The organism is Vibrio sp. 2-2(8), assembly GCF_963888495.1.
Taxonomy (GTDB): domain Bacteria; phylum Pseudomonadota; class Gammaproteobacteria; order Enterobacterales; family Vibrionaceae; genus Vibrio; species Vibrio anguillarum.
This window is the reverse complement of the sequence record NZ_CAWPJM010000033.1, coordinates 146,658-167,171: the sequence shown is the minus strand read 5'-3', so window position 1 is coordinate 167,171 and position 20,514 is coordinate 146,658. Positions and strand designations below refer to the sequence as shown.

Sequence of the window (20,514 nt, the reverse complement as noted above, 5' to 3'; positions counted from 1 at the left end):
ACGAAAAATTATGTTCTTAACGATTAATTTTATTAATCGAAAATAAAGCAAGAGAAATGAGCAGTAAAGTTGGCATAAATCGATAAAAAATGCCAACTTTATTATTGGTTATAATGATGGATTATTTCAATATGGCTTGGTTTAACCATTGATCAAATTGACTTTTTGGTAAAGCGCCATTGATCATATCGACTCGTTGACCATTTTTAAACACCATAATGGTTGGAATGCTGCGAATTTGAAATTTTGTGGCGAGGCTTTGTTCACTTTCAGTATCAATTTTTATAAAGCGAATGTTTCCTTTTCGTTCCGTCGCAGCATCACTGAATACCGGAGCAAAACCCACACACGGATTACACCAAGGTGCCCAGAAATCGACGACAACGGGTTGGCGACTATTAAGCAGTGCTTCGAAATTGGCTTCCGTTCCTTCAATGGGTGCTCCATCAAATAGGGGAGCTTGGCATTTACCGCAGTTTGGGCTTTCTGTCACTCGTTCTATCGGAACTCGGTTCATTGCGTGACACGAAGGACAACGAGTATTAAATGTTGACATGGTTTCCTCTCTTTATTTTTGTGTTTTGCTCCAGTCGCATTTAACGCACTAGACTTAACGTCAGAGCAAAAGCGCGTATACTGACTGACATCAAAAGGACCTTTTGAGTCTCATTTCTCTTTCATACAATGAGTTTTTAATTTTAGGTCTTTGGATTGCATTAGAAAATACAACAAAAACAGGTTAACAATGACAAAATTCTATGCCGAAATTACAGGTTGGGGTAAATGCCTACCACCTGCAACGCTCTCAAACCATGATCTTAGCACCTTTATTGAAACTTCCGATGAGTGGATTAAAACTCGCACCGGGATTGAACAGCGCCGCATTAGCCATGTGAATACCTCGGATTTAGCTACGGTGGCCGCCCAACACGCCATCGCTTGTGCTGGGATTGATGCAACTGAGATTGATCTCATCATTATCGCAACCTGTTCGCCAGATTCTCTTATCCCAAATATTGCCTCGAAAGTGCAGCAGAACCTTGGGATTAAAAATGCAGCCGCTTTTGACTTAAATGCAGCCTGTACCGGTTTTGTTTATGGATTAGAAACTGCGACGCGTTTAATGCAAGCAAGCCATTACCGCCATGCGTTAGTGGTGGGTGCTGAGCGTCTCTCTTTTTACATTGATTGGACCAAACGTGATACCGCCGTGTTGTTTGGTGACGGTGCTGGTGCTGTTGTCTTGAGTAAAACCGATAAAGTAGTGGGTTTGCAAGATGCACAAATCGGTTGTGATGCAGAAGGGCGTGATATTTTGGCGGTGCCTAAATTTGGCTCATCGATGGATCGTTTTGCCGCTGACAATGGGTATTGGGATTTTGATTTTGTTGGGAAAGAGATTTTTAAACGCGCGGTTCGAGGCATGGGCGCAGCGGCGCAAACTGTGTTGGCGCGTTCCGGTCTTTCAACCGAACAAGTCGATGTGGTGATCCCGCATCAAGCGAATATTCGCATCATTCAAACCTTGTGTGACTTATCAGGTATTAGCCAAGATAAAGCATTCGTTAACATTCAACACTATGGTAATACGTCTGCCGCGACCGTACCTATTGCATTGTGTGAAGCGGTAGAACAAGGGAAAATCAAACCGAATGATAACCTGCTGGTGGCTGCTTTCGGGGCGGGCTTAACTTGGGGGGCTGGGCACATCAAATGGGGCGAGCGTGTTACCGCGATTAGCCGTAGCCAAGCGCAGTTACCAGAGTCTCAGTCCAGTGCGTTAGAATTATTGGCCAATGCAATTGAGCACTGCCAGCAGCGCCCGCTATCTAAATAACGCTTAGAAAACGAATGTTCACACAGTACAAGCAGTATGAGAACAGGCCACTATGTGGCCTGTTTTACTCTCAATGCTAGGTGTATAAACTAGGCAATCGCCATGGCGAGCAGGCTAATTGGATGAATGGTTTCTAACGCGGTATTTTCTTCAATTTGCCATTTACAGGTTTCACAATCGGTAATCGCATAGTCAGCTTGCGATGTTTTGATTGCATCAAACAGGTGCGCGCCAATTTTCATTGAAACGTCATAGTTCTCTTCTTTAAAACCGTAGGTTCCCGCTAAGCCGCAGCATTCGCTGTCTAAGACCACTAACTCCAATCCTGGGATCATTTTTAATAATTCAATGGTAAAAATGACATTACCGCTGCGTTCAAGGTGGCAAGGGGTGTGGTAAACCACTTTCAAGTTAACGGGTTTCATTTTAGGCGCATTACCGCTCATGAACTCTTTGAGTAGAAAGCGCGTGAGGTACTCGATTTGTTTGACCACCTTACTATTATCAACCCCTAAAACATGAGGGTATTCTTGTTGTAAGGTAAACGAACACGTTGATGAGGTGGAGAGGAGCGTCGTTTGACGATCAACTACCGCGGCTTCGATATTTTTCACATTCAATAGCGCATTTTTACGTGCTTTATCGTGAAAACCATTGGCAATCAGCGGTACACCACAGCATTTCTCGTTATCCAGTAACCGTACGCCGATATTCATCGCATTCATCACAGAGACAAAATCTTTACCTAACTGCGGGTGGTTATAGTTAACGTAGCAGCCGTGGAAATAGGTCACTTGCCGGTTATACAGGGGTTGGCGTGTGCAGTTCTGCTTAAACCAACGACGAAACGTGCCGTGTGAATATTTGGGAAGTGATTTATGATCGTGCACACCAATGGTCTTGTGCATCAGTTTTTTTACCATCGGCATAGCCGTAGCAGCGTTCACAATCGGTGCAAATGGTGTGGCGATCGTGCCAAAAAGATCGGTATGGCTCAGCACGTAATCACGCACCAGCTTTGGACTCAGCGTTTTTTTGCCATGTTTGCCACGCGCCACAGCAATGATATCGCCAATTTTTACTCCAGAAGGACAGGCGGTTTCACAACGTTTGCAGTTGGTGCAGAGCTTGAGTAGGTCGTCATAATACTCTGCGCTTTTAATCCTCAAGCGTTCGCCATCCGGCCCGCACTGTTTTGGCCCCGGATAGAGTGGGTTTGCTTTAGCAACCGGGCAATAAACGGTACAAACAGTGCATTTGATGCATTGATCAAAAGAGGTATTTTTGGGTGCGGCTTCAACAAAAGAGGTGCTCATGCTAATACCTCCTGAATGACGGGTCGAGATTGAGTTTGAGCCATGATTTGAGAGGTAGCGTGGTAAGCGCTGGCAATAGCAACGCCTCCACCGCTGCCTTCAAAGACAGGATCATAACCCGCGAGCATCGAACCACAGCAGTATAAATTGGTAATGATATTACCTTGATGAGTTGGGTTCAGTGACGTGTTGGTCAGCACACCAAAGGTCATGAAAGGGTGAGAGTTTGCCGAGAAAAAGGCATGGTTTCGCCATAGAGCGCGATCATGACAGCTTTCCGTCTCTAATTGGAACACGGGTTCGCTAATACCGTGATGAGAAGCCTGTAAACCTTGGCTGAAATAGCTCCCTGTAGCCATCACGAAATGGTCAGCTTGAATCGGCATATCATTGAGATTTTGAGTATAAATGGCGGTTAAACGGTTGCCATCAAATTCACCACTGATGACTTTATCGCCTTTTAAATGGGTACCACCCATGGTTAAAAAAGCTCGGCTGAGTGTCTCTTCAATGCGGATGCCCATTAATGATGGCGGCATGGTCGGGACTTCATGCAACTGCAAGTTGGTTTCCAATTTGAGTTTGTTCAGTAAGGTTAACCCATCACCATTGCCCATGATGGCAGGTAGGATCACTAGATCTTGCACAGTGGCATGACGGATCAGTTGATCACAAAAACTGCGCCATGCATGTGGTTGTTTGAGCAAACGAGCAATATCGATGGATCGCAGTTCGTTGGGATTATGGCGAAGTGCTTCGAAACCCGGAATCGTGATATTGATGATCTCACTTGGGATAGCCGAAAATGCAGGTAGAGCACGTAAGTTATCTTGCAGCATATGTGGTTGAAAATCTCGATAACCATCGATGGCGAGCAGCACAATACGCTTGAAATCAGCATTCGTTTTATGTTGATAAACATAAGGTTGTGATAACCAAGTGGCTTTCAGTGTCCCCATCGGAGTAATGCGATAGTGGTTACTATTATCCGCTTGGTGTGTCAGCGGCATGCCGCGCTGCTGCAGCGTTTTTTGAAACCACATTAACCCTTGCGAAATAGTGTCAGCGCCAATTTTACTGTAAGGGTGATTCGGGGCTTGTTGACGTAATGCTTCCATGGCGAGCAAAGGGGATTCAACCGCTTCGCCGCTAGGCAGTTTACCCAGAACATCGATGGAACCGGATGAAAAATGCAGAGCACTTTGGCCTTGACTGATCAGTGCTGTTTTTAGGCCCGCTTGTAAGCAGCGAAGACCTGCACTGTAACCTGCAATTCCACCACCGATAATTGTGACGTCGTATTTCATCATAACGTCTCCTCACTTTCATTTTGCTTGTGTTGCGTTGGAATGTCATTGGCTCCGAACAAGCCTTCATAAATCCAGTAACTGAATTCAGCCTCGCGCAGTGCATCTCCCCAGAAAATCGGTTTAATGCCTTTCCAGCGCTCTTCTAAAAACTCAACCAACAGTTGGCTCGATTGGTTTCCCGAAACGTGACCATATTCTTGAAATAAGCTGGCGGCGCGATAGCTGCAAAGCTCTCCTTGGCACGGCCCCATACCTAAACGAGTGCGGCGACGTAAATCGACCAAGTTATTTACATCGAGTTGTTTAATTGCGTATTCAATTTCGCCCGCGGTCACCATTTCACATTCACAAATAACCGCTTGGCTCTTTGCATTATCAGATAAGAAATTTTGTGCGCGCTCACCATGGCGATAAATAGCCGATTCATAGACGGGTTTGGCAATGCTGGCGGTTTTTTTGACCTGTTTTGGGGTTTCGTTGGAGCCGGGTAGGGCGCGAGTATGAGTTTCGCAAGGAGTATTATTGCCCAGTTTTTTAGCGACTAAATCGGTCGCCCATTCTGCCATTAGGCGGTAAGTCATTAATTTACCGCCTGTAATCGTGGTGAGGCCTTTCAATCCATCGCGTTGTTCGTGGTCAAGTAATACGATGCCGCGACTGATGTTTCGGCCGCTGCCATCATCATTAATAGAGACCAATGGACGCACACCCGCATAAGCGCGTAATACACGAGTATTCGCCATGATGGGGGCCAGTTTCGCGCCTTCGGCCAGTAGTATATCAACCTCTTTTTCAGTCACGTGCAGGTTGTCAATTTGGTCGTAGTCAATGTGTTCAGAGGTAGTACCGATCAGTGAAATGGTATCACCAGGGACAAGAATATCGGCATCAGAAGGCTTGCGACAGCGGTTGATCACAAGGTTGTTGATACGATAATCAAGGATCAACAATGAGCCTTTCGCGGGGAACATTTTGATGTTGAGATCGGCGTATTCACAGATGTTTTGTCCCCATATTCCAGCTGCGTTAATCACTTCTTTGGCGAAAATCTCATATTGTTGATGAGTGTTGAGCTGTAAACAGCGCACGCCTAATACTGTGTCACCTTGGCGGATCAGCGACGTCACAATGGTTTTGTTCATGATCCGCGCACCATGCTCTTTGGCGTCTAGCACATTGGAAGCGCATAAACGAAAAGGATCGAGTGTGCCATCGGGTACTTTGATCGCGCCAACAAGGTTTGGATTAACGTGAGGTTCTAAACGCAGTGCTTCTTTGGCAGAAAGCGGCTCGGTTGTAATCCCAGCTTGAGCGCACGCGTCGATAAACGTGCTCTGAAAAGCAAGATCGTCTTCAGGCAGAGTAATGAACAGGCCGTCGGTTTTCTCTACACAATGTCTGGCGATATTTTTTAAAATTTGATTCTCTTGGATGCACTCTTTGGCCGATTCAGGATCGGTAACTGCGTAACGTGCCCCTGAGTGTAATAAACCGTGATTTCGCCCGGTGGTACCAGAAGCAATATCATCCTTTTCTAGCAAAATACACGCAATGCCGCGCAGTGCGCAGTCGCGCATGATCCCAGTACCGGTTGCTCCGCCACCAATGATAACAACATCGGTTTCAAATCGTGTGGTTGTGGTCATGGTGAAACCTTATTCGATGAAAAACTTATATTTAGTGTGGCATTTTCAATAGAAAATGTTCGATATGTTGCTCACAAAAGCGCGAATGAGCGAAATTGTGTTTCATTTTGGCGGTGATTTTATCTTTGTATGTTATTTCATATCAAAATGATGAACGGTTTAACAATTTAGGTTGTGTTAATTTAACAACTGGAGTGGATTTTAGAGAACAAATGCGCTTACGAGCTGATCCGATGACTTCATCATCATGCCTCTCTTAGCAGTATGAAATCATATCTCTATCCGTTATTGCACTTGATTATGTCGTTGTTTATAGAGACACCCTTAGTTTCCTATCATTTGTTAAGCTCTGCGTTAATGAGCAGAAGATCAAAATAATGAGTTAATTAACAAAAAACGATATTGCAAGTAACAAAATTGTGTTCGAACGCTCATAAATGCTGTTTTTTAATTTTCGTGGGAAGAAAAATGTGCAAAATTTGCCACACACAAACATTGTGTACACAAAAAATAAACAAGGACACTTACTATGACTCGAACAAAACAACATACTCTTCTCGGAGAGTGTATCGCGGAGTTTATCGGCACCGGATTGCTGATTTTTTTCGGTGTAGGCTGTGTTGCTGCCTTAGTTCTTACTGGCGCACAATTTGGTCAGTGGGAAATCAGCATCATGTGGGGCTTAGGTGTGGCAATTGCCATCTATTGCACTGCGGGTGTTTCTGGAGCTCACATTAATCCGGCGGTGACCATTGCACTGGCCGCCTTCCACGGCTTCAACAAAGCAAAAGTACTTCCCTATATTGCGGCGCAAATGCTCGGTGCATTCTGCTCTGCTGCTCTGGTTTACGGCTTGTACAGCAACCTTTTTACTGATTATGAAATCGCACACAATTTTGTACGTAGCAGTCAAGAAGCGTTAGCCACAGCGGGTATTTTTTCTACCTACCCTAATGCTTCATTATCATTTGTTGGTGCATTGGCGGTCGAATTTGTCATCACAGCAGTATTAATGTTCGCTATTTTGGCACTAGGTGATGAAAATAACGGCGCACATCGCAATGCAATGAACCCATTGCTGATTGGTATTCTGATTGCGGTTATCGGTGGTTCACTTGGCCCATTGACTGGTTTTGCAATGAACCCTGCGCGTGATTTTGGCCCTAAATTGTTTGCCTACTTGGCTGGCTGGGACTACGCACTAACAGGTGCAAAAGATATCCCATACTTCATCGTACCTATCATTGCTCCTATTGCTGGTGCCTGTTTTGGGGCATGGGCTTACCCTAAATTTATTGGCGCGTACTTACCCACTGTCGGCGTAGGCTGCACCATTCCAAACCAGTGTGATGACGTAGAAGAAAGTGAGCAAGCTCACGTCTAAAATAACGATAACACTTCATAAAACGATTAACGTGAAAGATAAGGAAAAGACCATGACTGAGCAGAAATATATTGTTGCCCTTGACCAAGGAACAACAAGCTCACGTGCTGTAGTGTTAGATCATGATGCTAACATTGTCAGTGTTTCTCAGCGTGAATTTACCCAGATCTACCCTCAAGCTGGCTGGGTTGAACATGATCCACTGGAAATTTATGCGACGCAAAGTTCGACGCTAGTAGAAGCACTTGGCAAAGCTGGTATTCGCAGTGATGAAATTGCGGCGATTGGTATTACCAACCAACGTGAAACTACGGTGGTGTGGAACAAAGAAACGGGTAAACCAGTCTACAATGCGATTGTATGGCAATGTCGACGTACCGCATCCATTTGTGAAGAATTGAAAGCACGCCCAGGGCTAGAAGAGTACATTCGCGAGAATACAGGCCTAGTGCTTGACCCTTACTTCTCTGGCACCAAAATCAAATGGATTTTGGATAATGTCGAAGGGGCTCGTGAAGACGCCGAGGCTGGAAAACTGCTGTTTGGTACAATTGACTCGTGGCTCGTTTGGAACATGACACAAGGCCGTGTTCACGTTACGGATTATACCAATGCATCTCGCACTATGCTTTTCAATATCAACAACTTGCATTGGGATGAGAAAATCCTAAAAGAGTTTGATATTCCTTTGTCTATGATGCCTGAAGTGAAGAAATCTTCCGAAGTTTACGGCCAAACCAACATTGGTGGTAAAGGCGGGACACGTATTCCTATTGCTGGAATTGCGGGTGACCAGCAAGCTGCGCTTTATGGGCAGATGTGTGTTGAGGCGGGCCAAGCAAAAAATACTTACGGCACTGGCTGTTTCTTATTGATGAACACAGGTAAAGAGAAAGTCACCTCACATAATGGCTTGCTAACCACTCTAGCTTGTGGCCCAGCTGGTGAACCTCACTACGCGCTTGAAGGTGCAGTCTTTATGGGCGGTGCATCGATTCAATGGTTGCGTGATGAATTGAAACTGATTTCAGATGCGCATGACTCAGAATATTTCGCTACGAAAGTTGATACGGCCAACGGCGTTTATGTTGTGCCAGCGTTTACTGGTTTAGGCGCGCCGTATTGGGATGCTTATGCCCGTGGTACGATTGTTGGTTTAACGCGTGGCGTGAATTCGAACCATATTATTCGTGCGACCTTGGAAAGTGTCGCTTACCAAACACGTGATGTACTTGATGCAATGCAAGCTGATTCTGGCATCAAACTGTCAGCATTACGCGTAGACGGTGGCGCGGTAGCCAATAATTTCTTAATGCAATTCCAATCAGATGTGCTTGATACCGAAGTACACCGTCCTAAAGTGACGGAAGTGACCGCGCTAGGAGCAGCCTATTTAGCTGGTCTTGCGGTTGGCTTTTGGGGAAGCTTGGATGAGCTTGCTGATAAAGCCGTGATCGATAAAACATTCGTTCCTCATCAAGATGAAGAGAAGCGCGATCGTCGCTATAAAGGTTGGAAACGTGCGGTGAAATGTGCTCAAGCTTGGGCAACTATGCACGATGACGAAGAGTAATACTTAGCCTTATGGCCTCTATGTATCCCCCTGCTAGAGGCTTTTTGCTTGGCTATTTATGCTTTTGCTCTCTGATTTATCGATAAAAAATGCTCTGTCATCGTGGCAGAGCATTTTTTTACACGTCAATTTTTATTATTTTGGGTTTATCATGCAGCGCTTTTGGCGTCAGCCGTTTTTTTTTCTCGTTGCATCTTTGCTAAAAAGTAGATGTTTACGCAGGCGATAAAACCGTTGGTGAGCACTACAGGCCATGAATCAATCATTAGTCCGTAAGCGGTAAACAGTGCACAACCAACAAAATTAAGAATACGCAGTTTAACGATATCTTTCATTGTCAGCGAGATTGCCACCATGATCGAAGCTGCATAGCCCAAAATTTCAACCACATTCATTTCCATAATTTGACCCTCTTAATATATGCCGAACGATGTCGGTACCAATCTTCTCGCCGTGAGATAAGTGAGGAAGCTCCGTGCCTCGAATGGTCATAATTGATTTACTGTGTATAAATATAACAATAGCTAATATGTGATAAAAGACTCAAAACTAGGTTCGGTGAAGGTTAGCGATTACGCAAACGTTTAATGTCTATCACATAAAATTTATCGCACTTTTTGTTGATAGAAATATTGATTTGTTTTGTGAATGTTTTGGCTATAAAAAAACCCGTCTTAAGACGGGTTTCGAAGATGGTCGGCATCAATTTTACTTTTTGCCTTGAGTCATTTGTTTATCTTTATCGGTCAGCTCGCGAATACGACGGCTAATATCACGGCGCTCTTTTGAAATTTCTGCGCTTTTGATGATGTGATCATCGACGCGATCTTCGTAATCGGCTTTCATGTTATTGATGATCGCCATGACTTCTTCGTGGGTCATATCCGGTTTCATGTAATCGAGTAAGTTTTCAAGCAATTCAACTCTTTTACGGTTATCACGAACTTTTTTCTCGTTATCTAGCAGTTCACGTTTCAGTTTATTTTTACGGCGAGCTTGGTTAACAATTTCAAATACGATACTCATAGGTTCCTTTTCCCAACTTGAATGTCAATGCCATTGATTAAATCATATCGAGCTGATTCATAACAGCCTTTAGATCAATCCTGACTCACTCTTGATTAAGAAATAATCACTCTAGTCATGAGTGATTGTATTGGTACGGATAGGCGCTATATCATGTACCTTTCAAATCGCTATCTTATGGTATTTAGAGATGCAACTTTCAGAAATTTTAGTACCTAAAAGAAAGGATGTACCTGCAAACGCTGAACTGCATCACAGTGTTAAATTGCGTGAAGCTTATATTAGCGAACGTGAGAAGCTGGAGATGACCGAGTTAGAGTTAAACCGTGCAAAGATTGTGATGATTGATAGCAATGGGAAAATCATCCGAATTTCACTGTTGTTAGAACACTAATGCAACATCGATTGTGGCCTCGATTAGGAAACTCCGCTTAGAAAAAAGGAAATTATAATGAACATTGAGCTCTCTCCCCTAGAAGCACGAATTATTGGCTGCTTAATTGAAAAAGAAGTGACCACGCCTGATTACTACCCATTAACGCTCAACAGCTTGACCACCGCATGTAACCAAAAAAGTAACCGTGAGCCAGTGCTGTCATTAACCGAAGCTGAGGTTCAAGATGCCGCTGAGGGCTTGATCGCTCGTCACCTGATGAGTGATGAAAGTGGTTTTAATAGCCGAGTGAGCAAATATCAGCACCGTTTCTGCAACACCGAATTTGGCGATTTAAAGCTGTCAAATCAAGAGCTTGGTTTGGTGTGCTGCATGCTGCTGCGTGGGCCACAAACGCCGGGAGAGTTGCGTACTCGCACTAACCGATTATGCAGTTTTACCGATGTAAAAGAAGTCGAAACTATTCTAGACGGTTTAGCCAACCGTGAATCAGGCCCGCTGGTGGTGAAGCTGCCGCGTGAACCGGGTAAGCGAGAGTCGCGTTATCAACATCTCTTTTCTGGAGAGGTTGACGTTGAAAGTTTAGAGCAAACCTTTGCTCATGCTCCGGAAGGTGGGGCGACTGCTCGTATTGATCAGCTTGAACAGGAGGTTCACGCATTAAAAAATGAAGTCGCCGAGTTACGCGCTTTGGTGGAAAGCTTACTGTAAGTGAATAAGGTTTCCCACAAAGATAGCCCGGGCTGGTGGGTTTATTTGGTTCGAACCCGCCATCAAGCACTGTATTGCGGTATTACAACGGATGTTGAACGACGCTTTGTACAACACCAAACAGGGAAGGGTGCAAAAGCGTTACGAGGTAAAGGGCCGTTATTATTGGTTTGGTCTCAACGTGTAGAAGGCGGTAAAAGCCTCGCTTTAAAAACTGAGCTAGCGATTAAAAAACTGACCAAATTGCAAAAAGAACAGTTGGTGGCAGGGCAAGAGAATGTTCATTTCTCTGTTAGTGGCATGGATGATTTTGGTGACGATTAGGTTTGGTCAGCGGCATTATTCGCCAATTTCATGTGCAATGTAAAAAATTGTATTAACCTTGTTTAGGGAATAATAACAACAAGGTTGGTTGCAATATGAACAGTTACAACAAATGGTCAGTGGTCTCGTTGCTCTTGTTGGCTTGTGCTTCTGCGCAAGCGGCGAACACGATAGCTGACGCACGTGGTAATGGAATGGGGAATACTGGCGTAACAACGGCCGATTATCTGCTAGCCCCATTCTATAATCCTGCTTTGGTGGCCGTGTATCGGAATAATGACACGTTTGGCGTGCTTTTCCCTGCGGTAGGTGGTGCGGCTAGAGACCCAGACAAAAGCCTAAAATCCATTGATGACCTGCAAGATAGCATCAAAGCGTTTGAAAATTCCGGTACACCCAATCAAAGTGATATTGATAAACTTAATCAGTATTTAGACCAGCTTGCCGATGACAAACCTCTTGCTGCATCGGCGGGCATTGGTATGGCGATAGCAATTCCTCTCGATCTAGTTTCACTTAATATTTTTGCGCGTGGGCACGCGGAGGTGATTGCGCGTTCTGATATTGCGGCAAATACAGGCAGTAGCGGCACCGACGTTGAGAATCGTTATAAAAATTCAACCGTTGATCTGATTGCATTTGGTTACTCAGAATTTGGCCTAGCACTGGCCAAAATATACAACATTCGTGGCCAACAATTTTCATTTGGCATTACGCCTAAAGTTCAACAATTAAGAACCTATAAGCAAAATGTTTCGGTAAAAGAATTCGATCTTGCTGATTATGACAAAAGCGAAACGAACGATAATGCCTTCAATCTTGATTTAGGGGCTGTATGGTTAATTAACGATTTTCGAGTGGGTGTTGCGGTAAAGGATCTTTTTGCTCAAGAATTAAAAACCATTGATGGTTTAAGCTCATATGATTTGGATACGCAAGTCACAATCTCGGGTGGATATGTCACTGAGTTTTTCACTGCTGCAATCGATTTAGATGCAACAAAGCAGAGTCGTTTCCAAGACCAAAAAGATGATACACAATACCTACGCTTTGGCTTAGAAGGTAATGCTTGGGGATGGGCACAGCTTCGTGCGGGTTATGAAATCGATTTAGAAGACACTTTGGACAACGCCGTGACGTTTGGCATTGGCATCAGCCCCGGAGATCTTGTCAGTTTCGATCTTGCAGGAAACTATGCTGGAGATAATCAATTTGGCATTTCTGGAAATTTAGCTTTCACCTTTTAAGTATAGGAAAGCATTCTGATACTTTTGTTTAGTAAATGAGCGGTTATGAGTGCAAGTCAGCTTTTTTAGTGGTTTGCACTATCATTTATGAGGAACATACTTAATAATCAAGATGATATACGGGCTACTTGTTTGATCCTTCATTGGGTAGTCCGAGAATATGATGAGTGCGAAATCAGCCATTGTGTGTCATTAAATCCAGAAGTTAGTGTAATGAGAATGCCATGAGAAAAATCCTGCTCCTTTCATTTGTGTTCAGTGTCAGTTTGGCAGCCTCCACTCAGGCTGCAGCGCAAGTTTTAAATGGCTATTGGCGATATCAAGAGTTTTTAGATCTTAATCCTGCGCAACAGGCTCTTACCGACCAGATGATACAGGCAGTGCGTCAACCTCCCGCTGTACTCTCAATAGAGCAAGATAAACCTATTCATATTTCTGTTGTTTATCCAGGTCAACAAGTTTCCGATTATTGGGCGCGCAATATCAAAGCCTTTGAGATGCGTTTAGATGAACTTGGGATTAGATACCAAATTAACCAAGTCTTCACTCGTCCGAATGTCGATATTCGCCAACAAAGTTTATCGTTGATGGAAGCGATCAGAAACAAATCCGATTACTTGGTGTTTACGCTTGATACCATCCGCCACCGTAAATTTATCGAGCAGTTGTTAAGTTCAAATCAAACCAAAATTATTCTGCAAAATATCACTACGCCAGTAAAAAGTTGGGGAGATCGTCAGCCTTTTATGTACGTGGGGTTTGATCATGAAATTGGCACAATGAAACTGGTGGATTACTACAAAAAGTCGGCGCCAAAGAATAGTGCTTATTCCGTCCTCTATTATTCTGAAGGCTATGTTAGCGATGCACGCGGTGATAGTTTTATCCAAGAAATGAGTCGAGACAGCAAATATCACTTGGCCTCTTCGTTTTATACAAAAGCGACACGAGATAGTGCATTTGATGCAACTTTGCGTATTCTTAAACAAACACCAGATATTAATTTTATTTACGCATGCTCTACTGATGTTGCACTCGGTGCCATGGATGCGTTGCAGCAGCAAAATAGAGAAGATATTACGTTAAACGGCTGGGGCGGTGGTGAGGCTGAATTGGACGCGCTGCAAAATAGCACACTTGATGTGACTATCATGCGTGTCAATGATGATGCCGGTGTTGCTATGGCGGAAGCCATTAAGTGGGATCTTGAAGGAAAGCCGGTACCTACGGTTTACTCAGGTGATTTTGAGTTGGTAACCAAAGAGGTCTCTTCAGCGTATATTGAAAAGCTCAAAAAACGAGCATTTCGTTACTCTGACCATTGATATATCGAGTCATTAATGAGTTTAAGGTCAAGCACCGTCAAGAAAAAACAAAAGATAGCTACCGTGATCACCAAATCAATGATTGCGGTGATTGGCGCATTGACGCTCAGCGTTTTATTTCAAAGTTATCAGATCAGTAGCAAAATCATTGCTCAAGAAGTACAACGTACGGCTTCTCAAACCTCTAGTCTCATCCAGAACCTCTTTAACTTCCGTCTTTCATTACTGCAGATAAACCAAGATAGCAGCGCAAAAAATGCAGGTTTAGTTAAAGCAATTCGTAAGGGCGATAATGACAGCATTGATCAGTTCTTTTTTGGAGTTGACCAGCTAGAAGTAGCCAACACGCCTGACATTCGTTTCATTTCTGATTCTGACAGCCTGATGTGGGAAGATGGCAATGCTCAGTTTTATGGTATTGAACAAAACGAGCTGGTAAACATGTCTCGTAAAGTCGCGTTAAGTAATAACTGGCATATGATCAAATCGCCCTCTCAATTGGGCTATGCCTACCTAATGGTCAGACGTACTCCCGTTATTGACTCGCAGTCCGGAGAGGTGATTGGTTTTTTGCATCTTGCTACCGTACTTAACAACAATTACGTGCTGGCAGAAACATTACGTGAAGGGAGTAACTCAGAAAATCTCGTGATGACGACGGGTGAAAAGGTCTTAGCCTCAACAATTAATGGTGATGAGACCTACACGGAACGTGATGTTTTAGAAGATAATTTTGACGCCTATAGTTTTGCCGATTACATGGTAAGCCGTACCGCGTTAACCATAGAAGGCGTACCAATTTATATTAACGTCCTCAGTGTGCAGAGCAATGAGAACGTATTGCAATTACGTGAAAATTATTTTTTTTGGATGATTTTTGCCCTTTTTGCGATGGTGATAGTCTCTATTTTGACTCGTTGGTGGTTACAGCAGCGTGTCAAAAATAAAATCAGTAGCTTGATGAATTACACCCACAAAGCTGCAGAAGCTGGGAGTTATGAGCTTTTTTCTGGTTCTAAAATCTATGAATTTGATCACTTCGGCAGAACGCTAGAACACACATTTCAACGTTTATCTGAGCAAGAAAAACAATTTGAAGATCTGTTCAATTTTTCACTTTCGCCCATCATAGTATGGAGTATCGACGGTGATATCATCAAAATGAACCCATCAGCAAAGAAATATTTCATGCGTCGCAATGATCAACAGCAATGCATTCTTGATGCATTAAAGCAAGAACTGCAGCCAAAGATACGCCTTGCGGTTGAACAAGAAACGTTCCGAGAGATAAACGTTGAAGTTGGCAATAAGGTTTTTCGCTGGAATTTATCCCCCATTATTTTTGAGCAGAGAATTGAGTCAATCATCACTCAAGGACAAGATATTACGACAATCGCTGAGGCGGCCAAACAGAGCCGACTCGCAAGGCAAGAAGCGGAAGAGTCGGCGCGTATTCGTGCTGAATTTCTTGCAAAAATGAGCCATGAGCTGAGAACACCATTGAATGGAATTTTAGGGGTTTCTCAATTACTTAAGCGTGAAATCAGTGACCATGAGCAACTTGAACAAGTGAATGTGTTATGCAGTAGTGGTGAACATTTATTGGCGGTACTGAATGATATCCTTGATTTTTCAAAGATAGAGCAGGGACAGTTTAGAATTCAAGAGTCTGACTTTAAGCTGGTTGAGGTCATCTCTGCCGTGGAAAGTATCTATCGGCCATTATGTGCCGAAAAAGAGATTGAGTTCAGCCTAAAGAGCAATATTCCGCCTGATATGATGATCCATAGCGATCAAGTCCGCCTGAACCAAATTCTGTTTAATTTATTAAATAATGCGACTAAGTTTACTCATAATGGGTTGATTAGCATTGAGTTCCAGCAAAAGAATAACCACCAATTGTTTATTTCGATTAGTGATACAGGTATCGGCATCAGAGAGCAAGATCTCGCGCTTATTTTTGAGCCTTTTACTCAAGTAGAATCAAACACCACACGAGAATACGGCGGTAGTGGTTTGGGGCTTGCGATTGTCAAAAGCTTAATTGAGATGCTTGGTGGTGCCGTAAACGTGAAAAGCCAATTTGGAGTAGGTACTACATTTTCTGTTGAACTCCCGCTGGTTGTCGTGAGTGACTGCGGGAAGGATATACCATCTTATGAGCGCGCGCCGCCACATGAAATGTTTGAAAAACCAATCAAAGTGTTGCTAGTCGAAGATAATCATACCAACGCTTTTATTGCTCAAGCATTTTGCAAAAAATACGGTATGGAAGTGACAAGAGTAGAGGATGGTCTACAGGCGATTGATTATGTGAAAGATCATCCAGTGGATCTTATCTTAATGGATAACCAACTGCCTTACTTAGGTGGGGTTGAAACAACCCATTTGATCAAACATGAGTTGATGATGGATGTACCTATTTATGCGTGTACAGCTGATGGTATGCAATCGACTAACGAAGCATTTATGGCCGCAGGTGCAGAGTATGTGATAGTTAAACCTATCAAAGAGAAAGCATTGCATGAGGCTTTTTGTCACTTCCAAAAACGGCAGAAATAAAGCACCGCGCAACATTATTATACGCTACCAGCCATAAAAGCGCGTTCTAATATTTCTTTTTTCAATGCAGCTGTCATTGCAATTGATTCAAGAAATTTAACGCCTACTAACATTCCTTTACCTTGTTGACGCACACTGACGATTTGGCAAGCGAGATCTTGTGGTAGAAGTGGGGAGAGTGTGGACTTTATCTCAATAAACATATCTTTTTCTAAATGGTGCAAGCCAGGAATAAATAGCGCGCAGCCAGAAATAGAAAAGTCGATCAATTTCCCTTTAAATTGATGCTCTCCTTCATGCATAACGGCTGGCAAAGAGAGTTTATAACGCTCGTGCTCACGGATTGGTTTGGTCACAAAGTGCTTAGGAAACTTGATAAACAGTAATCCGAACGGTTTAGAAATACTACGAATAATCGAGGTTTTGAACGCGAGTATATGACCTAATTCAGTGTCACAAATCCCACGCAAAATGATTTGGATATTAACTATTTTTCGCATCACCAAGTCTTCACGAGCTTTTACGGGCATATCGATCAGTACATATCTTTCACGTTTACATCCGACAATTGTCGTTGAAAAGCTGTAAGAATCCTCAGGTCCGAATTCAATAGTGACGAGGATTTTCATGCATGGCTTAAGGAGTTTGATGAGATCGTCGCTGTTAGTATTCGGAATTGGCATTGAGTGGCATCGTCGTTACGGAAATATAGCTTTACTATACCCCGTGATTTTTACGTCACCTACTAAGAAAAAGTAAAAAACTCTCAGAAGATCATGTTTCTAAGAGCTTTTCTCAAGTTTAATTCTAGTGGCTACATCTTGTGTTAAGCACTGATGCGTTGACATTCACAAGTTGATGATTGGTCGATATAATCATTTAACTGATGAATTTGTTCAGTGTTAAATGTTAAGCCGAGTTTACTTCTGCGCCATAGGATATCTTCACATGAAGAAGCAAATTCATAATGTAAGAGATAATCGACTTCGCATTGATAGAGCCCAAACGCAAAATGTTTACCTAGATCAGCACTACTTTGCACATTATCGAGTATCACCGAAGCTCGGCTACCATAATTAGTGATCCAGCGGTTAATGGTCGCTTTATCAAGATCTGGGAAGCGCTGCTCAAGCTGCTGTTTGAGCTGTGCTGGATAAAAGGCTTCTCCACCAGGCAGTGGTTTGTTTGCGGTCCAACTGTCAGACATTTGATTAAAAAATGGTTTTAATTGACCCATAGCAGATTCAGATAACTTGCGATAAGTGGTTAACTTTCCACCAAAAATAGAAAGTAGTGGCGCATTATCAGCTTGTTGATCCAATGAGAGTGTATAGTCCCGAGTAATGGCTTGTGGTGAGTCAGACTCGTCATCACAAAGCGGGCGTACACCGCTGAAGTCAGCAACAATATCATCTAATGTGACCTGATGGATAAAGTGCTTATTCACAACATCCAATAAGTACTGTTTTTCGTCGACGCTAATTTTCACTTGACGAGGATCACCTCGGTATTCGACATCGGTGGTGCCTATCATTGAATAGTGATCAAGATAGGGGATCACAAAGACGATCCGTTTATCTTCGTTTTGTAAAATATACGCCTGCTCTTCATCGTGAATTTTCGGCACGATAATATGTGATCCTTTGATAAGCCGGATACCGTAGGGAGAAGTAATTTCAATCTGCTCATCAATGAACTGTTTAACCCAAGGACCTGTTGCGTTGACAAGCGCGTGACTGCGGCGAGTAAAACGAGTTTGTGTTTTTTCATCAAACAAAGTCACATGCCATAACTCGTCAACACGACGAGCTGATTCAACGCGGCAATAGTTTTTTACTTCGGAACCGAGTTCACGTGCTTGCATCGCATTCAGTATCACTAAACGAGCATCATCGACCCAGCAGTCTGAGTATTCGAAACCCATTTTCATCTCATTTTTAGTCACCACACCCGCGTTAAGGGCTATTTTTTTGCTGGCAGGTAGTGAGGTGCGTTTGCCTAAATGGTCATAAAGAAAAAGTCCGGCACGAATCATCCAAGCAGGTCTTAGAAAAGGGCGGTGTGGTAGACGAAATCGCATTGGTTTTGCAATGTGAGGCGCTTTGCGCAACAGTACTTCGCGTTCAGCCAATGACTCACCGACTAAACGAAATTCATAATGTTCTAGGTATCTCAACCCACCATGAATTAATTTTGAGCTCGCAGAAGAGGTAGCGCTAGCAAAGTCTTTTGCTTCATACAGGCCAACTTTCAGCCCTCGGCCAGCAGCATCTACGGCGATGCCTGCCCCATTGATACCGCCACCGACAACAATAATGTCGAGCACATTGTTTTCGGCTTCAATCGAGTTGCAAACAGAATGGTTGTTCATTGAGCGTACCTATTTCGTTTTTGTTCTGTAATGTTCGTATGAAACCATTTTTTAGTCGAAATAGTTAGTTTTTTGTTTTTTTATTTTGATCTCGATCATTATTTTCTAATGCATATGCTCACTTAACCAATAAAAAAGGCGTTACGTGAATACGTAGCGCCTTTTTTATTGTGAGAGGCAATACCTTAACGAGCGAGTTTGCGATGGGCGCGTGAAAAATGGCCAGCGCAGAACGCACCGACAATAGAAAGTTCACCAGCCAGACAGAGTGATGCTGCCACTTCGGCTAACGCTTGCGAATGACCAGTACCGTGCAGACCGAGAATATCCAAACATGCTTTTTGACTCGGTAACCCTGTACCGCCACCAACGGTCCCTAACATTAAATTGGGTAAGGTTACACTGGCGTACAAACCACCATTTTTGTCCACTTCCATGCGTGTCATACCAATTGCCGATTCAGCAACGCAAGCGGCGTCTTGCCCACAGGCAATATACAAAGCAGCGAGTGCATTAGCGTAATGCGCGTTAATGCCTATCGAGCCGCTTAATGCCCCACCAACAGTCGTCATTTGGCCAAATTGCATCATAGACTGTGGCGTCGTATGCAGATGTTTATGGATGAGTTCGGCAGATAAATGCACCTCGGCAGTCACTTTTTTTCCTCTCACACTACGCAGTGTTTGGCTAGTGGCTTTTTTATCACCCGATAGGTTGCCATCAAGGAATGCGTATTCAGGCTGCACAGGAGTATTCGCCAGAATGGTTTGGAACACGGCATTGGTGGCAATAGTGACCATGTTTTGCCCTGATGCATCGCCGGTTAAAAACTCAAACACGAGGTAGACATGGTTCCCTTCAATATTGACATTAATGTCTGACAGTTTTCCGTGTGCTGTCGTGTTTTCTGCAACTTGTTTAAAGTGGTCATATTGAGTCACTATCCACGCCACAAACTGCCCAGCTTCGATTAAGTTATAAAATGCAAAGCCTGGCGTGCGAGTAACGCCTTCATTTAACAACATGGCGCTTGCACCTCCTGCCGCAGTAAGCAGTTTTGCACCACGATGATAAGAGGCAACCAAAGCGGCTTCGGTTGTAGCTAGCGGGACGAGATAATCACCTTTGGCAAACAGTCCGTTGACTCGTAATGGCCCTGCGATCCCAACTGGAACTTTGACTGTGCCAATAAAATGCTCAATATTTTTGTGGTAGCTGAGCATATCTTGCTCTGTTGAGTCATCTAAAAGCGCACTTTTGTTCGTTCGCGTGTTAAGTACTTGCCAACGGCGTTCTACATTTTTTGCGGTTAAATACGGACTTGGTGTTAATTTGAGCGTTGGAGAAGTGAGTTTGGGTTGGAGTATTTGCTCTAGCTGCTGGGCTGATATATCACCACCCAAAATAGAAACATAATCTCTTCGATGCAGGTTTAGCTTAGGCATAGCGAATCATGCGGGCATTGTACTAACCATGCACATAAACACA

Annotated in this window: 18 protein-coding genes; 9 read left to right on the top strand and 9 right to left on the bottom strand. The window is 43.5% G+C overall.

What is annotated here, in order from left to right:
- Positions 1–121 precede the first annotated feature (121 nt).
- Entirely contained in the window at positions 122–556 is a 435-nt protein-coding gene (gene trxC / locus AACV12_RS09970) for a thioredoxin TrxC (protein ID WP_017043322.1), read from the bottom strand.
- Between the two features lie 189 nt (positions 557–745).
- Here trxC and AACV12_RS09965 point away from each other — a divergent pair, with 189 nt between their 5' ends.
- On the top strand, positions 746–1,837 hold the full coding sequence (locus AACV12_RS09965; protein WP_026027878.1) for a ketoacyl-ACP synthase III: 1,092 nt from the start codon (positions 746–748) through the stop codon (positions 1,835–1,837).
- An 89-nt stretch (positions 1,838–1,926) separates the two neighbouring features.
- Here the strand turns inward: AACV12_RS09965 and glpC are convergent, their stop codons facing one another.
- Genes glpC through glpA form a run of 3 tightly spaced genes read right to left on the bottom strand, consistent with a single transcriptional unit; the run spans position 1,927 to position 6,109 of the window.
- Positions 1,927–3,153 (bottom strand): anaerobic glycerol-3-phosphate dehydrogenase subunit GlpC, encoded by a 1,227-nt coding sequence (gene glpC, locus AACV12_RS09960; RefSeq protein WP_170900272.1) that lies wholly within the window; start codon positions 3,151–3,153, stop codon positions 1,927–1,929.
- Positions 3,150–4,463 (bottom strand): glycerol-3-phosphate dehydrogenase subunit GlpB, encoded by a 1,314-nt coding sequence (glpB, locus tag AACV12_RS09955; protein WP_170900271.1) that lies wholly within the window; start codon positions 4,461–4,463, stop codon positions 3,150–3,152. Before glpB ends, glpC begins: the two co-directional genes overlap by 4 nt.
- Positions 4,460–6,109, bottom strand: a complete 1,650-nt coding sequence (glpA, locus tag AACV12_RS09950; protein ID WP_170900270.1) for an anaerobic glycerol-3-phosphate dehydrogenase subunit A — start codon at positions 6,107–6,109, stop codon at positions 4,460–4,462. Before glpA ends, glpB begins: the two co-directional genes overlap by 4 nt.
- Positions 6,110–6,638: 529 nt before the next feature.
- Here glpA and AACV12_RS09945 point away from each other — a divergent pair.
- Together AACV12_RS09945 and glpK are read left to right on the top strand one after the other, a co-directional pair.
- On the top strand, positions 6,639–7,493 hold the full coding sequence (locus AACV12_RS09945; protein ID WP_010319894.1) for an MIP/aquaporin family protein: 855 nt from the start codon (positions 6,639–6,641) through the stop codon (positions 7,491–7,493).
- A 52-nt stretch (positions 7,494–7,545) separates the two neighbouring features.
- Positions 7,546–9,066 (top strand): glycerol kinase GlpK, encoded by a 1,521-nt coding sequence (glpK, locus tag AACV12_RS09940; RefSeq protein ID WP_026029114.1) that lies wholly within the window; start codon positions 7,546–7,548, stop codon positions 9,064–9,066.
- A 149-nt stretch (positions 9,067–9,215) separates the two neighbouring features.
- Here glpK and AACV12_RS09935 read toward each other — a convergent pair whose 3' ends face one another.
- Together AACV12_RS09935 and AACV12_RS09930 are read right to left on the bottom strand one after the other, a co-directional pair.
- Positions 9,216–9,467: a YgjV family protein gene (locus tag AACV12_RS09935; protein ID WP_013867916.1), complete on the bottom strand. Its 252-nt coding sequence runs from the start codon at positions 9,465–9,467 to the stop codon at positions 9,216–9,218.
- A gap of 307 nt (positions 9,468–9,774) precedes the next feature.
- A complete protein-coding gene (locus tag AACV12_RS09930) occupies positions 9,775–10,092 on the bottom strand; it encodes a DUF496 family protein (protein WP_010319897.1) in 318 nt (105 codons plus the stop codon).
- Positions 10,093–10,282: 190 nt separating this feature from the next.
- Here AACV12_RS09930 and AACV12_RS09925 point away from each other — a divergent pair, with 190 nt between their 5' ends.
- The 6 genes from AACV12_RS09925 to luxQ all read left to right on the top strand — a co-directional run bounded on the left by AACV12_RS09925 (position 10,283) and on the right by luxQ (position 16,655).
- A complete protein-coding gene (locus tag AACV12_RS09925) occupies positions 10,283–10,486 on the top strand; it encodes a hypothetical protein (protein WP_026028336.1) in 204 nt (67 codons plus the stop codon).
- 57 nt (positions 10,487–10,543) lie between these two features.
- Positions 10,544–11,197, top strand: coding sequence for a YceH family protein (locus tag AACV12_RS09920; protein ID WP_013867914.1), 654 nt, complete (start codon positions 10,544–10,546; stop codon positions 11,195–11,197).
- Positions 11,198–11,521: a GIY-YIG nuclease family protein gene (locus AACV12_RS09915; protein WP_170900269.1), complete on the top strand. Its 324-nt coding sequence runs from the start codon at positions 11,198–11,200 to the stop codon at positions 11,519–11,521.
- Between the two features lie 95 nt (positions 11,522–11,616).
- The gene (locus tag AACV12_RS09910; protein WP_170900268.1) at positions 11,617–12,768 is read left to right on the top strand and encodes a conjugal transfer protein TraF; all 1,152 of its coding nucleotides are present in this window, start codon (positions 11,617–11,619) and stop codon (positions 12,766–12,768) included.
- 224 nt (positions 12,769–12,992) lie between these two features.
- Positions 12,993–14,093 carry an autoinducer 2-binding periplasmic protein LuxP gene (locus tag AACV12_RS09905; protein WP_013867911.1) on the top strand — a complete coding sequence of 367 codons (1,101 nt, stop codon included), beginning with the start codon at positions 12,993–12,995 and terminating at the stop codon, positions 14,091–14,093.
- Positions 14,094–14,108: 15 nt separating this feature from the next.
- Positions 14,109–16,655: a quorum-sensing autoinducer 2 sensor kinase/phosphatase LuxQ gene (luxQ, locus tag AACV12_RS09900; protein ID WP_170900267.1), complete on the top strand. Its 2,547-nt coding sequence runs from the start codon at positions 14,109–14,111 to the stop codon at positions 16,653–16,655.
- A 17-nt stretch (positions 16,656–16,672) separates the two neighbouring features.
- Here the strand turns inward: luxQ and AACV12_RS09895 are convergent, their stop codons facing one another.
- From AACV12_RS09895 to AACV12_RS09885, 3 genes are all read right to left on the bottom strand, one after another.
- Positions 16,673–17,338 carry a PilZ domain-containing protein gene (locus tag AACV12_RS09895; protein ID WP_019282225.1) on the bottom strand — a complete coding sequence of 222 codons (666 nt, stop codon included), beginning with the start codon at positions 17,336–17,338 and terminating at the stop codon, positions 16,673–16,675.
- 143 nt (positions 17,339–17,481) lie between these two features.
- Positions 17,482–19,026 (bottom strand): glycerol-3-phosphate dehydrogenase, encoded by a 1,545-nt coding sequence (glpD, locus tag AACV12_RS09890; protein WP_170900266.1) that lies wholly within the window; start codon positions 19,024–19,026, stop codon positions 17,482–17,484.
- Positions 19,027–19,211: 185 nt separating this feature from the next.
- On the bottom strand, positions 19,212–20,471 hold the full coding sequence (locus AACV12_RS09885) for a hydroxymethylglutaryl-CoA reductase (RefSeq protein WP_170899231.1): 1,260 nt from the start codon (positions 20,469–20,471) through the stop codon (positions 19,212–19,214).
- Between the last annotated feature and the right edge of the window lie 43 nt (positions 20,472–20,514).